The organism is Pseudomonas sp. GT1P32 (genome assembly GCF_054897805.1).
The window spans coordinates 1,697,866-1,713,597 of the sequence record NZ_CM142704.1; the positions used below are offsets into that span (position 1 = coordinate 1,697,866).

Annotated in this window: 15 protein-coding genes; 6 read left to right on the forward strand and 9 right to left on the reverse strand. The window is 58.2% G+C overall.

The window, feature by feature from the left end:
* Positions 1–16: 16 nt before the first annotated feature.
* Positions 17–709 carry a GNAT family N-acetyltransferase gene (locus ACYZUC_RS07665; RefSeq protein ID WP_461994778.1) on the reverse strand — a complete coding sequence of 231 codons (693 nt, stop codon included), beginning with the start codon at positions 707–709 and terminating at the stop codon, positions 17–19.
* Between the two features lie 353 nt (positions 710–1,062).
* On the opposite strand from ACYZUC_RS07665, the gene ACYZUC_RS07670 reads away from it, so the two are divergent.
* Complete coding sequence (locus tag ACYZUC_RS07670; protein ID WP_461994780.1) at positions 1,063–4,449, forward strand: Ig-like domain-containing protein; 3,387 nt, start codon at positions 1,063–1,065, stop codon at positions 4,447–4,449.
* 362 nt (positions 4,450–4,811) lie between these two features.
* Here the strand turns inward: ACYZUC_RS07670 and ACYZUC_RS07675 are convergent, their stop codons facing one another.
* A complete protein-coding gene (locus ACYZUC_RS07675) occupies positions 4,812–5,381 on the reverse strand; it encodes a YceI family protein (protein ID WP_461994781.1) in 570 nt (189 codons plus the stop codon).
* 203 nt (positions 5,382–5,584) lie between these two features.
* On the opposite strand from ACYZUC_RS07675, the gene ACYZUC_RS07680 reads away from it, so the two are divergent.
* Positions 5,585–6,343: an SDR family oxidoreductase gene (locus tag ACYZUC_RS07680; RefSeq protein WP_461994783.1), complete on the forward strand. Its 759-nt coding sequence runs from the start codon at positions 5,585–5,587 to the stop codon at positions 6,341–6,343.
* A gap of 72 nt (positions 6,344–6,415) precedes the next feature.
* Here the strand turns inward: ACYZUC_RS07680 and ACYZUC_RS07685 are convergent, their stop codons facing one another.
* The 5 genes from ACYZUC_RS07685 to ACYZUC_RS07705 form a co-directional block, all read right to left on the reverse strand.
* Entirely contained in the window at positions 6,416–6,868 is a 453-nt protein-coding gene (locus ACYZUC_RS07685; RefSeq protein WP_461994785.1) for an Ohr family peroxiredoxin, read from the reverse strand.
* 69 nt (positions 6,869–6,937) lie between these two features.
* The gene (locus ACYZUC_RS07690) at positions 6,938–7,390 is read right to left on the reverse strand and encodes an Ohr family peroxiredoxin (RefSeq protein WP_461994787.1); all 453 of its coding nucleotides are present in this window, start codon (positions 7,388–7,390) and stop codon (positions 6,938–6,940) included.
* 323 nt (positions 7,391–7,713) lie between these two features.
* Entirely contained in the window at positions 7,714–8,373 is a 660-nt protein-coding gene (locus tag ACYZUC_RS07695) for a phosphoribosyltransferase (RefSeq protein WP_461994789.1), read from the reverse strand.
* Between the two features lie 213 nt (positions 8,374–8,586).
* The gene (locus tag ACYZUC_RS07700; protein ID WP_461994791.1) at positions 8,587–9,234 is read right to left on the reverse strand and encodes a hypothetical protein; all 648 of its coding nucleotides are present in this window, start codon (positions 9,232–9,234) and stop codon (positions 8,587–8,589) included.
* Positions 9,235–9,789: 555 nt separating this feature from the next.
* On the reverse strand, positions 9,790–11,148 hold the full coding sequence (locus ACYZUC_RS07705; protein ID WP_461994793.1) for an MATE family efflux transporter: 1,359 nt from the start codon (positions 11,146–11,148) through the stop codon (positions 9,790–9,792).
* 232 nt (positions 11,149–11,380) lie between these two features.
* On the opposite strand from ACYZUC_RS07705, the gene ACYZUC_RS07710 reads away from it, so the two are divergent.
* Entirely contained in the window at positions 11,381–11,974 is a 594-nt protein-coding gene (locus ACYZUC_RS07710; protein WP_461994795.1) for an Sbal_3080 family lipoprotein, read from the forward strand.
* A gap of 208 nt (positions 11,975–12,182) precedes the next feature.
* Here ACYZUC_RS07710 and ACYZUC_RS07715 read toward each other — a convergent pair whose 3' ends face one another.
* On the reverse strand, positions 12,183–12,548 hold the full coding sequence (locus ACYZUC_RS07715) for a winged helix-turn-helix transcriptional regulator (RefSeq protein WP_461994797.1): 366 nt from the start codon (positions 12,546–12,548) through the stop codon (positions 12,183–12,185).
* 112 nt (positions 12,549–12,660) lie between these two features.
* Between ACYZUC_RS07715 and ACYZUC_RS07720 the strand changes: the two genes are divergently transcribed.
* Together ACYZUC_RS07720 and ACYZUC_RS07725 are read left to right on the forward strand one after the other, a co-directional pair.
* Positions 12,661–13,395, forward strand: a complete 735-nt coding sequence (locus ACYZUC_RS07720; protein ID WP_461994799.1) for an SDR family NAD(P)-dependent oxidoreductase — start codon at positions 12,661–12,663, stop codon at positions 13,393–13,395.
* 72 nt (positions 13,396–13,467) lie between these two features.
* Positions 13,468–14,067: an NADPH-dependent F420 reductase gene (locus tag ACYZUC_RS07725; protein WP_461994800.1), complete on the forward strand. Its 600-nt coding sequence runs from the start codon at positions 13,468–13,470 to the stop codon at positions 14,065–14,067.
* Between the two features lie 174 nt (positions 14,068–14,241).
* Here ACYZUC_RS07725 and ACYZUC_RS07730 read toward each other — a convergent pair whose 3' ends face one another.
* A complete protein-coding gene (locus ACYZUC_RS07730) occupies positions 14,242–14,694 on the reverse strand; it encodes a winged helix-turn-helix transcriptional regulator (RefSeq protein ID WP_461994801.1) in 453 nt (150 codons plus the stop codon).
* Positions 14,695–14,848: 154 nt separating this feature from the next.
* Here ACYZUC_RS07730 and ACYZUC_RS07735 point away from each other — a divergent pair, with 154 nt between their 5' ends.
* Positions 14,849–15,484, forward strand: coding sequence for an NADPH-dependent F420 reductase (locus tag ACYZUC_RS07735; protein WP_461994803.1), 636 nt, complete (start codon positions 14,849–14,851; stop codon positions 15,482–15,484).
* Positions 15,485–15,732 lie beyond the last annotated feature (248 nt).

Here is a 15,732-nt window from a genome sequence, read left to right on the forward strand (position 1 = left end):
GTCTGGTGGGCCGAGGTCAGCGCAGCGACTCGCCCAACCGCTCGCGGACAAATTCATTGGCTTTGTGCGTCAATTGATCCAGATGCCGGTCACGCTGTTTTTCCGCATCGAGCATCGCCCGCTTGCCGTGTTTTTGCAGCAGGTACGTATGAATCTGCCGCACCTCCAGCGAGCTGTAGATCGACGCCACGTCGAGCAGCCCCATCAACCCGTCAGAGCGATGATCGCGGGTGTTCATCAACACCTGCGTACCGCGCGCGCCCAGCACCTGAAAGCCCATCGATTCAAACCACGGCACCTTGGCCACCGCGCAGGTCAGCTCGGCATGCGGGTAGCGGCCGACCATTTCCCGCAGCATCCGCCGCGCCACGCCCTGACGCCGATGGCCGGCCTGCACCGCCATGTACGCGACGCCGCACGCCTCGGGATCGTCCTTGATCGGCAGGTACAGCAAGAAGCCGATGACCTGTTCCGGATCGTCCACATCGGTCGCGACCAGCAACTCCACCGCCACCCCTTTCGTCCCGTTCAGCGCCTCCAGATAGAGGTGAACCTCATAGCCGATCGCGTACTGGTAAACGTTGTACAACAGGTTGCTCGGCGGGATGGCGACCATGCTGATGTCGGTCAGGTTATCGACCACCATCTGCAGAATCTGGCTGGTGAGGTGCTCGGGGCACGGGGTTTTGAAATGGGTGATCTGGGGCATTGAGGCTCTGCTCTGACTCTGGCGGCGGACGCGCCTATCATAACGCGCCGACGAGACCAGGGTGGCGTGTCAGTTGGCAGCCATGCCGAGTGGGTATGGAGATCAACTGTAGGAGCCGGCTTGCCGGCGATGGGACCAGCGACAACACCTCCCGTCCGGACAGGGCAATGGGGGAACATGCCCCTCCCCCAAGACTGAGGAATATCCCCCAACTGTTAGCTCTCGTTAACACTGCCCACGCATCAAACTGAACCTAACACGATGATTTATCTAAAAATTTCGTTAGTGGCTCAGCTTTTGCGTCGTTTTTTGGCGCAAGTGTCGACACCACGACACGCCCCCAGAGAACCACCATGAAAAGCTCAGTTCCTGTGAACAAGTCGCCCGGCTTTTTCCGGGCGCAGGGCATTACTTCGCTACTGTTGATGACGTTCAGCCTGTCTGTGGTGAATGCCGCTCCGCTCGATGATTTCGGGCCACCGCCTCCGACCGATCCGTCAGCCTTCCATAACCCGCCTGCCGACCCTGCGGCAGCCCTGGAAGCACTGAAAAACTTGCCCCCGGCCAATCAAGGTGCCCTGGCCTTGCCCAACGGCGTGTTCGGCGACCGAAACACGCCGCGTGCCGACAACGTACTGCCGCCCGCCGCGCAGACGTCGTTCAACTTCCCCACCAACGGCAAACCCAGCCCCTTGTTCGGCGCCGAGCCGTTCACTCAGCAACTGCTGCTGTTCGAAGAGTTCGGTTCGGAAAAACTCGACCCGACTACCCCGCCGCAGACGATAACATTCCCCGTGCCAACCCTCGGTCAGGCGCCCCAGCAGGATCCAAACAACGTCGCTCGCAGCGGCCCATCGAGTGCAGCGCTCGAAGCCTTCCTGCGCCAGCCGGGGTTGTCCCCGTTTCCCTCGCAGTTTTCCAATGTACTGGACCGCAACCCGTGGAAGGCGCAGATCGAAGCCTTCCTCAACCGGCATCCGGTGGGCTCGCCGGCGGAGGGTCGGCCACCGGGAAAAGGCTGGTCGCATCAACGCTGGAACGAGTTCTTCCCGCAGGTTCAGTTCAAGACGGTTCAAGCCGGTGCCAGAACCAACCTGGGCCTGCGTGACGCCCAACAATTGCACCACTACAACAAGGGTGAATTCGCCCCCGGCGGGCTCTACTACCAAACCTCGGACATCCCGGCAACCGCGGGCACCACTAGCGGCATCGACGTGCGTTTTCATTCAAGAATGCCGGTGCAGAATCACAACTCGCTGTGGACGTTCGACGGCACCGTGCCGCCCAAATTGCTCATGGTCCGCTACGGCCAAGCGTTGCTGATGCGCCATTACAACGCCCTGCCAATCGACCCCGCAGCCAACGCCGGTTTTGGCCTGCACACCCTCAGCACCCACGAACACAATGGGCACTCGCCGGCTGAAAGCGATGGCTTTACCAATGCATTTTTCTTTCCGGGGCAGTTCTACGATTATCGCTGGCCGCTGCAACTGGCCGGCTACGACACGATCAACACCAAGGCGCTGGATCGGCGTGCAGCCTTCCCCTGCTCACCGGGCGAAAAACTCTTCGTCAACGATGTCAGTCCGGGCCTCAAGACCTGCGAAAACGGCAGCATAAAAATCCGTGGCGACTGGCGCGAGACCATGAGCACCCACTGGTTCCACGACCACATGCTCGATTTCACCGCACAGAACGTCTACAAGGGCAATGCGGCAATGATGAACTACTACAGCGCTCTGGATCGCGGCAACGAAGCGATCGAGGACGGCGTCAACCTGCGTTTTCCCAGCGGTTCGGCCATGCCTTGGGGCAACCGCGACTACGACGTGAACCTGCTGATCGCCGACAAGGCCTGGGACGAGAACGGCCAGTTGTGGTTCAACCCGTTCAACACCGACGGCTTTCTCGGGGATCAGGTTCTGGTCAACTGGCAGTACCAGCCGCGCCTGAAAGTCCGCGCGCGCAGCTACCGTTTCCGCATTCTCAACGGCTCGGTGTCGCGCTACTTCAAGCTGGCGCTGGTACGGGAAATCAGCGGCAATGGCGGTGAATTTCCGGGGCCCGCCGGCTCTGGGGTTTCCTATAATCGGGTGCCGTTCTACCTGATTGCCAACGACGGCAACATCCTGGAGCACACCGTGCCGTTCGACGGCAGCATGGACCTGGATGGTGACGGCGACCGGCAAAATCACAATGCAATCCTGCCTGTTCAAGGCATCGCCGAACGCTTCGACATCATCGTCAACTTCTCGAAAAACGGGATCAAGGCCGGCGACAAACTGTACTTCGTCAACCTGCTGGAACACAGAACCGGCAAAGGGCCTGAGAAAAACCCGCTGTCGCTGGCCGACGTGTTGTCCGAGAAGTACAAGGCGGTCATCAAGCAAACCAGCAAAGGCCCGAAATGGGACAGGGGCGACCCGGGTGTAGGCAAATTCCTGCAACTGCTGGTTCAGCCCTACAGCGGTCAGGACCTGGCCATGGACCCGGCAGCCTTTGTGCCTGGCGGCAAGACAATGATCCCGCTGACCATCGACCGCGACAACCCGAACGACCAGGCCAGGCTCAAAGTGGCGCGGCATCGGGAGTTCATTTTCGGTCGTTCCGATGGCACCGATGAAGCGCCATGGACGATCAAGACTGATGGCGGCCCCGGCTTTAATATGGACCCGCGCCGCATCAGTGCCGCACCGCAACTGGCCAACGGCCCCACGGACGCCGGGTTCTCCGGTGACGGCACCCTCGAAGTCTGGAAAATCAAGAACGGCGGCAATGGCTGGAACCACCCGGTACATGTGCATTTCGAAGAAGGCGTCATTCTCAGTCGCGACGGCAAGGCACCGCCGGAATGGGAAAAATGGGCACGCAAGGACGTCTATCGTATCGGCGAAGGCATCGACAGTTCGGTGGATGTCGACGTGGCGCTCCACTTCCGCGAGTTCGCCGGCACCTACATGGAGCACTGTCACAACACTCAGCACGAGGACACGTCGATGCTGCTGCGCTGGGATGTCGAGCATCCGGGGCAGTTCCAGTTGATGCCAACGCCAATTCCGGGTTGGGACGGCGTCACCTTCGTCAACTCCGTGGCACTGCCGACTTTCCGCACTGGCGTTGACGGCGATGATAATGAAGGCAAGAACAAAAAACCCGTGGCCAACAATGACAGCGCCACGAGTAGTAACGGCCTGCCAGTGACCATCAGCGTGCTGGCCAACGACACCGACCCGGACGGTAACCTGCCGCTCAAGGTTGTCGGCCTGACCCAGCCGGATTCGGGCCAGGGCTCCGTCAGCACCGACGGCATTCGAGTGTTCTATATGCCACCGACCATTGTTGCGGCGCCGTTCACCGCGACGTTTACCTACGAGGCCAGCGACAACCTTGGCGCCGTCTCGGCCAAACCGGCGACGGTGTCCGTGGCGGTCAGCGCTGCGGCGGCGGTGAATGAAACGTTGTTGGTCACCAGCGCTTCCGTCAGCGTGCGCAGCAACAATCGCTACACCTGGGACGTGTCCGGGACGACCTCGCGGGCGGCGGGCAACAGCATCACCGTCAGTGCATCGACCACGGGCGGCCAGCTCAATCTGGGAACCGCGACGCTCACGCCGAACGGTGCGGGCGCACGCTGGAGACTGTCCGTCAGCACCACCGGCAACGGCCCGACACCGAGCCCGACCATCACCGTTCGCTCAGCGCTCGGGAAGACCGTTACAGCGCCTGTTGCCGTGCATTAAAACGGCCACGCCTTGACGCCCGGTCCATGTTTTTGTGGACCGGGCGTCAATCGATTGCGGAGTCAATTTTTCGCAAGCCGGTTTACCAGCGAAGGCGCCTGGCCAGTCACATCGCGCCGCCTGAATCGCCAGCAAGCCGGCTCCTACAAGGACCTGCGTCCACCTGACACACCACCGAACCTGTAGGAGCCGGCTTGCTGGCGATAGGGTTTACGCGGTGTGTCAGATACGCCGCCATCGCCGGCAAGCCGGCTCCTACAAGGATCTGCATTCACCTGACACACCACCGAACCTGTAGGAGCCGGCTTGCTGGCGATTCAGGCGACGCGGTGAATCAGAACACTGCGCAGCACGCTAAACAGCTATTGCTCCGGCGCAACCATCCGGAACCTGATGTTGATATCGTCGGAAACCACCGTATCAGCCCACTCACCTTCTCCGATTTTGAAGTCGCTGCGCTTGAGCGTCAGCTGGCCATCGAATATGCCGATGCCTTTCTGGGACTTCAGCAGGACCGGCACTTGCACCGTGCGCGTTATTTTCTTGAGGGTGAGATTGCCGGTGATCAAGTAACGGTTGTTGCTCAACGCTTTTACAGCGGTCGATTCAAACGTCGCCTGCGGATAGGTGGCCGTGTCGAACCACGCGGGCTTTTTCAGCTCTTCGTTGGCGTCACTGCTTCCGGCATCGATGCTGTCGAGCTCGATCGTGAGCATGGCGTGGGCTGCCGAGGGGTTCGCCGTGTCGAAATCGAGCGTGCCTTCGAACTTGCCGAACGTGCCGTAGACCCGAGAGCTGAACTGTTTGTACGTGAAAGAGATCGTGCTTGCGGTCTCATTCACCTGTTTGTATTCGATGGCATCGGCGCACGGCAACGCGCCGAGCGTGAGCGCGACAAATACGGCGGCGGAACGCGGGAAACGAAGGTTCATGGGATTCTCCGGCTGGTCGCCCTGGTGCAGTGAAGTGCTGCACACAGAGGCCAGCCACAGGTGGACTAAAGCAAAAAATCGCCGTTTCCGCCATGGGTGCACCGGCGGGCCGACCACCTGTCGCGCAACCCCATTGCGCACCGGATGCCTGAGTCATGCAGGTGTTTAATGGGTGTCCCATTCACCGCAACAGGAGACGGGTCATGAAAATCGTCGTCATCGGAGGGACTGGGCTGATCGGCAGTCAACTGTGCAAAAACCTGCGGGCACTGGGACATGAAGCCCTGGCAGCGTCACCGAGTACCGGCGTCAACGTCATCAGTGGCGAAGGACTGAAGGAAGCCTTGAAAGGCGCAGATGTGGTAGTGGACGTGGCGAACTCGCCCTCATTCGAGGATCACGCGGCGTTGCATTTTTTCGAAACGGCCGGGAAAAACCTGTTCGCGGCGGAGAAAGCCGACGGCGTCAAACATCATGTTGCGCTGTCCGTGGTCGGCACCGAGCGCATGCTCGAAAGCGGTTACTTCCGGGCGAAAATGGCTCAGGAAAAACTCATCAAACACTCGGGCATTCCTTACACGATCCTGCGCGCCACGCAGTTCTTCGAGTTCATCGGTGCCATTGCCTACTCGGGGCGCGAAGACGGCAACACCATCCACCTGACCCCCGCTGCGCTGCAACCGATTGCCTCGCTCGATGTCGCCACGGCCCTGACGGATATCGCCTTGAAAGCGCCAGACAACCAGACCCTGGAAGTTGCCGGGCCGGATCGCAAGCCAATCGTTGAATTCGTGAGCCAATACCTGCGGCACATCAAAGACCCGCGAGAGGTCGTCGCGGATGACACGGTTCCTTACTTCGGTGCGCCCATCAACGATCAATCGCTGACGCCGGGAGCGAATCCGATCGTGGGCACGACACGTTTTGAAAGTTGGCTGAAAAGCAGATCGGCGCCCTCTTGACGCAAATCGATGTTGCCCGGGCCGGCGGCCGGTTCGACTCGCCTGGCGAAGTCGAACCGGTCGTACGGTGCATCACTCGGTGACGACGTTCAGCGTCACGTCGATGTTGCCGCGGGTGGCTTTGGAGTACGGGCAGATTTCATGGGCGCCATGCGCCAGTTTCGTTGCGACCTCGTTCGACAGGCCCGGTACGCACAGGGTCAATCGCCCCTGGATGAAGTACGCCTGGCCGGTCTGGCCCAAATCAATTTCGATGTCTACCGCCGTGTCGGCTGGCAGTGTCACGTTCAGCTCCTTGGCCACCAGGCCGACGGCAGCGCTATAGCAGGCCGACCATGCGCCGGCGAACAATTGCTCGGCGGTCGGGTGCGGCAGAGCGTTCGAAAACTGGTGTGCCGGTTTTGCGCTGCCGGGCGAGGACAGCACGATGTCGAGGTTGCCGTTGTGGCCGCGCGACGTGTTACCGGCTGCGCTAGGGGTGGTGTGGGTTTTGCCGGTGGCCAGGACTTTTTCGATCTTGCTCATGATGAATGCTCTCAATTGGGGATTTGTTTTTCGCGTGCGCTTTTATCGCACGCGATGTTTTTACAATAATTAAACGGTGAGGACGTTCAGTGCCACATCAATATTGCCGCGTGTTGCTTTCGAGTATGGGCAGATCTGATCAGCGGTGTGCGCCAGAGTGGTGGCGATGTCGTGTGGCAGGCCAGGTACGCGCAGGGTCAAACGAGCCTGAAGGAAGTAGGCCGGGCCGGTTTGCCCCAGATCGACTTCGATGTCGACGGAAAAGTCCGCTGGCAGCACCACGTTCAAATCATTGGCCACCAGACCGATGGCAGCGGTGTAGCACGCCGACCATGCACCGGCGAACAGTTGCTCGGCAGCCGGGTGCGGCTGGGTGCCGGCGAACACATGAGCAGGTTTGGCGCTGCCGGGTGTCGACAGGGTGATGTCGAGGCTGCCGTTGTGGCCGCCGGAGGTGTTGCCGGCAGCGCTGGCGGTGGTGTGGGTTTTGCCGGTGGCCAGGACTTTTTCGATCTTGCTCATGGGGTGAATCCTCGATATTGCGATAGGTTTGATTTAGTGTCGCATTCGATTGTGTCGTATGCGATGGATGAATATTCACGCAGATGTGGATGGGTGTCAATAGGTCGTTTAAGTGTTGTGCGACGAACGGTTTAAACCGTGAGGCCGCCATCGCCAGCAAGCCGGCTCCTACAATGTGCGCGTGCAAACCCGATCCTTGTAGGAGCCGGCTTGCTGGCGATGGCTCCCTCGAGATCAACGCAACTTCCAGCCAAAAAAAATGAGCCACCCTGCAACGGATGACCCATCTCTAAAACCCAAAATGTTTACGCCGCCCCACTCCCCTACCGCTGCCACGCCCGCGTCAACAACCTGATGACCTCGGCATCCGCAGTCTGAGAAAAATCCACGTACCAATGCCCGATCGACATAAACCAATCAGCAGTGATCGGGCACACCAATTCATCCACCTCACCGCGCAGCGCCTCCGCCGTTTCAACCGGCGCCACCGGTACCGCGACGACAATGTGCGCCGGCGCCTGTGCGCGCACCGCGTGAATCGCCGCCCTCATCGAAGCGCCCGTCGCCAGGCCATCGTCGATCAGAATCACCACCTGATCCTTGAGCTGCACCGGCGCGCGCGTTCCGCGATACGCCTGCTCACGCCGCAGCAGCTCGCGGGTTTCCCGTGCGACCACGGCCTCGAACGTCGTCTGATCAATCGGGTGTGCCCGCAGCGCATGCTCATTGAGGATTTGAATACCGCCGCTGGCAATCGCGCCCATCGCCAGCTCCTGATGGGTCGGGACGCCCAGTTTGCGCACCAGCATCAGGTCGAGGCGAACGTCCAGCGCGGTCGCCACTTCATACGCCACCGGCACACCGCCACGGGGCAAGGCGAGGACGATGACATCGGGGCGATGCGCGTACTTGAGCAACGGCGCCACCAGCCGCCGACCGGCATCGGTGCGGTCTTGCAGAATGGTTGTCGATGAAGGACTCATGTGGAAAACCTCCCCAGGCGATCGGCCTGTCGGTTTGCATCACCGTCACTCTGGATTGTCAGTCCGAAGGTGGACGACAGCAAGCCCGCCGGCCTACACCGACGACTCGACTTTCTGGAGCAACTTTTGACGCAAATAAAAAAAGCCACCCTGTTACGGGTGGCCCTCTTTTTAAAACCGGAGATGTCCGGGAAGTTCAGCGAACGTTACAACCTAGCAAGCACTCGCAACAGTCCGCAGCGGCACCACATCGTCGTTCTGTTTTATCACTCGTTGAGTCAATGCCAGCATTGCCAGGAAACCCAGTGCAATCAACAGCGGATACGCCATCAACAGTTCAGAGAGTGAATACTTCCAGGCCAACGGCCGTCCGACGCCCAGCAGGGCCGCATACATCCAGGACACCGCCGACAGCGAACCGCAGAACAGCGCCAGCATCCGTGCGCTAAACTCGAGCTTGAGCAGCGATCCGGCCTTTTGCATGGCCGGCAACACCAGGCGATGCAACAAGATGCCGTTGTACGTCAGCAACATGACAATGATCACTTTGGCTTGAAGTTTCGGGTTCTTGAAGTATTCGATTCCTTTGTCCAGGTAATCAATACCCACAATTGCAATACCGGTGACCCACAACGCAATCAATGCTACGACGACAGACGTCTGGAGACTTTCCAGATGCGCATTATCGTGCTCCGAAAACACCTTGCCCTTCAACAAGTTCTTAACCATGGCTATATCACTGGTCAACACCAAACCAATGGCAACACAACAGGCGACCAAGTGAGCATAAACAACACCCAACCGCACAAATTCCATACACTCTTTGTTTTCGACCAGACTCATAATTGTATTTATAGACACGGTACTTCTCCAACTGATTATACAGTGCGAATCATTAGTTCAGCGGGGCTCTAATCGAGTTACAGGCCCTACGAGATCCGACTGATAAAAGACAAGCCAAATCAGTGATTTGGCGCGGCTGAACCGATTAATTTGCCCGGCAAATCAAGATCGGTTATTTGTTGGCTCCTGAATTTCAGGTAAAAAAATCCTCACTTGCATTCAATGCATATGAGGTTCGGGATCCACTTCTCTTTCTGCGGCTGCAGGAGCAGGTCATGGCGACGCGCTGAAGTATCAGAGGGCCTTGAAGCCCAAATGTTCATTTTTCAAGCAAACCACCGACAAACGGTTAGTTAAGAAGAAACAACTCGCCTCGTTGGAGAAGACCCAACTTCCCTGAAAGCTACGTGACAACTGGCCTGGTAAATTACATGGGGCCTTAGATCCTTCTATTGGATCCATTAGTTGTTACCTCACTAACGAAATCTGCAACAGAGACCAACTCGCATTCAGGGCCTCTCCAACTAAAACAGTCATACTTATTAGGGCCAAGATTGAAATAAAGGATCCAATCTACACCAAGCGCTCAATCTTCTGATGTTGCCACACTAGTTTGTAATACAGCGTCTGCGACATCAACATCCCCAAATACGCCACCGGAAACGCCATCCACACACCCTGCAACCCGAACTGCCCGTCCAGCACATACGCCATCGGCAACTGCACGCCAAGCACGCACACAATCGAAATCGCCATCGGCACCAACACCGTTCCGCTGGCCCGCATGATCCCGCCGACAATCGCCTGAAAGCCGAACACCAACAGGCTCCAGAGCATGATGTGCAACAAGTGCTCGGCCTTCGCCTGAGTCAAATCGTCCGTCAGAAACAACCCCAGCAACCAGTGCGACAACAGGTAACCCAACACCACCAACCCACCGGTCAGGCACACATTGATCAACAACCCCGTGCGCAGAATCGGCCCCATCCGCTCAATGCGCCCTGCCCCAATCGCCTGCGCCCCGAGAATCGACGCCGTGATCGCAATCGACAGCGCCGGAAACTGCACATAATTGACGATCTGCGTCACCGCCCCATACGCCGCCGTCGCCTGCGAACCGTGCTGATTCACCAACGCCAGAATCACCAGCTCCGACACCGACAACACCACCATCTGCAACCCGGTCGGCAAGCCAATGCGCAACACCTTGCCGAGAATCACCCGATCCAGGCGCATCGCCGCAAACATCTCCCGATCCGGCGCCAACGGATGCCCCCGCCGAATCAACCGCCACGCCAGCCATCCCATTGCTGACAGGTTACCCACCAAGCCCGCATACGCTGCACTCTGAATCCCCAACATCGGCAACCCGAACCACCCCCGAATCAACGCCGGCGTCAGCGCCAACCCGATACACGTCGACACCACCAATGCGATCAGCGGCGACACCGTATCGCTCACCCCGCGCAGCAGTTGGGTGAAGAGCACGTAGACCAGAAGCGACGGCATGATCCACATCATTACGTGGGCGTAGGACACGGCGTCGTCCAGCACGTCGGCCGGAGTGCCCAAGCCTTGCAAGGCTGGCCTTGCGAACACGCTGCCCAGCACTGCCGCTGTCAGGCCGATGATTGCTCCCAACAGCAACGTGGTAGCGGCGATGGTTTTCACCAGATGCGGTTCCCGCGCGCCCCAGGCTTGGCCGATGAGCACGCTCGCACCTGCGCCGAGGCCGATGACCAGGGCGATGAAGAAGAACACGATGGGGAACATCCCGGAGACGGCGGCCAGGGCTTGGGTGCCGAGCATTTGGCCGATATAGATGCTGTTGACGGTGCCCGACATGGATTGGAGGAAGTTGGAGAGGACCATGGGGGTGAGGAAAAGGAGGTAGGTTTTCCAGAGGGGGTTTGGGGTGGTGGCGGTTTGCATTGAGGGTCCGTCTCGGGTGGGGGCTCGTGTTTTGGAAATTCTACGCTAGGGAGCTGGGTACCTTCCGATTCGATTTCGCAGATTTGGATTGCATGCGTAATGTCCGCTATCGGCTCTGGCTGCCCTCCACGAAGGGCAGCTATGGGTCGTGAACGCACAACCACAAACAACTCAGCTTGACCGGAAAGGCCTGTGATACCTTCCCAAGCCCATTCATGACACGGAGGTCGCCATGCGCACTCTTTATATCCCGATCATCCTGGCGGCAACTTTTTTGGCATCTGGCTGCAGTATCAAGCAAACCGTGACGCCTGCTGAGCTGTCTTCCGAGATGACGCCAGAGATCTGTCTGATCCCCGCCGAAGGACTGCGAGAAGGATTCAACACTGCCTATGAAAACCAGCTCAAAAACAAAGGATTCCATACGCGTCAGCTTCCGCCAGGCAGTAGCCCGTCCAGCTGTCCTCTTTCAACGACTTATATCGGTACCTGGTCGTGGGACTTAGCTATTTACATGAGCTATGCAGATATCCGCGTTTATCAGTACGGCCAGCAGGTGGGCCAAGCTGAATATGACTCGCGTTGGGGGGGCGGTCGGGTCATTGATAAATTCATTAATGCTGAGAAAAAAATCACAGAGCTGACCAATCAGCTGTTTCCAAACGGTGCCGCAAGTTTGAAGGGAGTTAAGGAGTCAAATTCCGGGACCGGTGTCGCACTCATGACAAAAGACGCGTACCAACAGCGACAGCTCAAACAGCTTGAACAACAGGGCCTCCCCTATGATGAGTACCAGAAGCGCTACAAGCTGATCATGGCTGAGTAGGCTCCGTACCGGTCCTGACGGCAGTTGAGGGTCGTTTTCAGCCGGTCACCACAGGCAGAAAACGGCCAGAAGCTGTCATTGGACCATTTGATGAATAGTAAGCCACTCGACCCCTAATACGTTCGACCGGATCTGCCGGGCTTAGGAGTTGGACCTACTCCGCTCTAATGCATGGCGCGCTGGACCCACTCATCAGCTCTTCCGCGTACTACTCAGTCAGCGCCTCGCGCTCGGCAAAGATGCTCGCCATTTCAGCCGCGTTCTGTGTTCCCCAGACGCACAGGGGGAGAATTGCCTCAGACAAGCTGCTACCCAGCGTCGTCAAGGTGTAGTCCACGCGCGGCGGTACTTCCCGGTAGTCATTGCGTGCCAACACGCGATCACATTCAAGATCCTTTAGCTGCTGGATCAGCACTTTGTCACTCACTCCTGGGATCAGGCGTTTCAACTCGCCATAGCGCTTGGGACCGTCGCGCAGAAAGAAAAGGATCAGCGGTTTCCACTTACCCGAAATGACGCGCAGCGTCGCATTGAGCCCGCAACCAGTACCGCAAACTTCATCAGATGTGGTCATACCTTGCCTACTTACCAAAAGGTGCATACTTGTCCTTAGGTTACCAGAGATGCATCCTTGCCCTCAAGCAAGCAATTCTGCTTGTGCCAACCTACAACCAAGGATGCACAACATGACCAGATTGAATGGCAAGACCGCCGTGATCACCGGTGGCGCTACCGGCATCGGCCGCGCGGCAGCTAAGCGTTTCATCGAAGAAGGCGCTTTCGTCTTCATCTTTGGCCGCCGACAGCAAGCGCTGGACGCCGCAGTGGCAGAACTTGGGCCCAATGCCCGCGCAGTGAAAGGCTCGGTCTCCAGTGAAGCCGACCTCGGTCGGCTCTACGCAGCTGTTAAAGCCGAACGCGGAACCCTCGACATCGTCTTCGCCAATGCCGGGGCGGGGAGCCCGCTTGCACTTGGCCAGATCACCGCCGAACACATTGATGAAACCTTTGACACCAACGTGAAGGGGACAATCTTCACGGTCCAGCAGGCGCTGCCGCTGATGGGCCCAGGCGGCTCGATCATCCTCACAGGATCGAGCGCCGGCACCACGGGTGCGCCAGCATTCACAGCCTACAGCGCGAGCAAGGCCGCAGTGCGCAACCTCGCACGGACCTGGGCTGAGGACCTGAAAGGCACAGGCATCCGGGTCAACGTGCTGTCTCCTGGGGCGACCGCGACCGAACTCGCCAAAGAGGCGTTGGGTGAAGAGGGACAGAAGGCCTACGGCGCGATGACTCCACTCCAGCGTATGGCCGATCCATCCGAAATTGCGGCGGCGGCAGCTTTCCTCGCGTCGTCAGATAGCAGCTTCATGACCGCCAGCGAGGTTGCCGTCGACGGCGGCCTGGCGCAACTCTGATCCGCTAAGCCCGTCACGTCATTCGATTATTTGGAGCGCGGTCGGGCGCGAAAAACTCAAGGAACATCAGTTATGAGCTATGCAATTATCGGCTTCGGCAAGATCGGGCACGCGCTTGCCAAAGCGTTTGCCCGCAAAGGTATTGAGGTATCCGTTGCAACCACTCGCGGTCCGGAAAGCTTTACCGCTGATGCCGCCGTCATCGGACCCTCGATCATTCCAACAACGCTGAAGGATGCCGCCAAGGCAGATGTCATCTTTTTGGCCGTCCGCTTTGAGTCACACCTTGAGGTCGCGAAGGCACTGCCAAGCTGGAAGGGAAAGACCATCATCGATGTGACCAATGCATACGGTGTATCCCCTGAGAATCTGGGCGGGGAGCCATCGTCCAAGGTTGTTGCTCAGGCGTTTATGGGGGCAAGATTGGTCAAGGGCTTCAACCATTTGGGCTCGACAGTCCTGGATCAGGATCCGGCCGTACAGGGTGGGAGAAGAGTCGTGTTTTTAGCGAGCGATGATGACGCTGCCGCTGATGACATCGGTTCGCTCGCAGAAAGTCTCGGCTTCGCGCCAATCAAACTCGGCGGGCTTTCCGAGGGAGGGCTGCTCGTACAAGCGCGCGGGCAAAGCTGGGGTCAATTGATCTTCAAGGATCTCGTCAAGTTCGGCTGAGATCGTGATTGCCGATTTCGATTCGACCGCATCTCTTGGACAAAGAGTTGCCGCAGCTTGATGGGCGATGTATGCGCTGCGATTGACTGCTATCGATCAAGGTAGACAATCGCGGCGCACGGGTTTTGATGCCTAGTCATCAAAACAAGGTGACCACACCCGATTGCCTTCTGCTCATTCGCTACCCGCTGGAAAGATACATCCGCCCCCACGCAATAGCGCTTTCACCTCTTCGATCATTTGTGCAGGGTTTTGGCTTAGTTGTTCAAAGAGCTTCGAGCCCGGACGCACGTACGATTGCGAATCGTACTTCGCACTCCACAGGACGATATTTAGCAGGATCGGGATGAGGTCTATACCCTTCTCGGTCAACCCATAAAAATCCTTGCGCCGGTCATCTGGGTTGGGCTCCTTCGAGAGAACTCCCTGCGCCTCAAGAAAAGCAAGACGAGAAGCCAGGACATTGGTCGCAATTCTCTCTTCCGACTTGAGGAATTGGCCATAGGTCTTTTTCCCAGTAAATACGATGTCGCGGATGATCAACAGCGACCACCGGTCACCGAACACCTCCACCCCGTAATTCACTGCGCAGTGAGACCGGAAGGCCTCTTTAGGTGTCGTTTTCATCGGCGGATTTTAGCATCGATTGCACATAACAAGTAAAATTTCAGCATTTCACTTGTATTTTGCAAGTGAAAAGTCCAGCATGATTTCCACACCGAACACTCCCGTCCAATCGTTTGGTCGATCGTTCCACGCCCTACCAGTGAGGATTCAGCGTATGAGCACTATCAGCATCATCGGCTCAGGCGGCATGGCCGCCGCTATCGCAAGCGTTGCCGCCAAAGCCGGTCATACCGTGGAGATCATGAGTCGCGACTTGGCCAAAGCACATGGACTGGTACAGGACATCGGCACCGGAGCGATCAGCGGGACATTTGGCGCGACTCCAGTTGGGGACGTGGTGATCCTGGCGGTCCCTTACTCCGCTGTTCTGGACGTGATGAAACGTTATGGGGAGGGGCTTGCTGGCAAGATTCTCATCGACATCACCAATCCCGTCAGCTCCGACCTGAAAAGTTTTGTGACCCCTGACGACAGTTTCGGCGCCAGGGAGATCGCCAACGTTGCCCCAACCAATGCGCACGTCGTCAAAGCGTTCAACACTCAGTTCTCCCACGTCCTGGCTGCTGGCTCACTTAAGGGGCGGCCACTAGATGTTTTCATCGCCGCAGACGACGCAACTGCCAAGGCCCAAGTCGCGGCTTTCATCGAGAGCCTCGAAATGCGCCCGATGGACATAGGGCCACTTTCCATGGCCCGCACCCTTGAACACGTCTGCCTACTGTCGCTGGGCCTAATGACCCACTCGGTCAAAAACACCAATTTCGCGATCGGCATCAGCCTTCCCGGTTGAGTGCACGCGGGCCCGCACGTCTCGTATCACACTGCTCAGAGGGGCCAATAACATGCTCGTTTTCGTCACTGGCGGCACGCTAGACCTCCCCGCGGCGAACACCATCACACGTCCAGCCCTGCCTGATCTAGGACCTGGACAACGGCCATTACTTTGCGCCGACTGACTTGAGCTGACGACGGGCCCCTGGATCGCAAATGCGACCAACACCATCACATAGCATTTTTCCCCGCACCCCATCACCCACA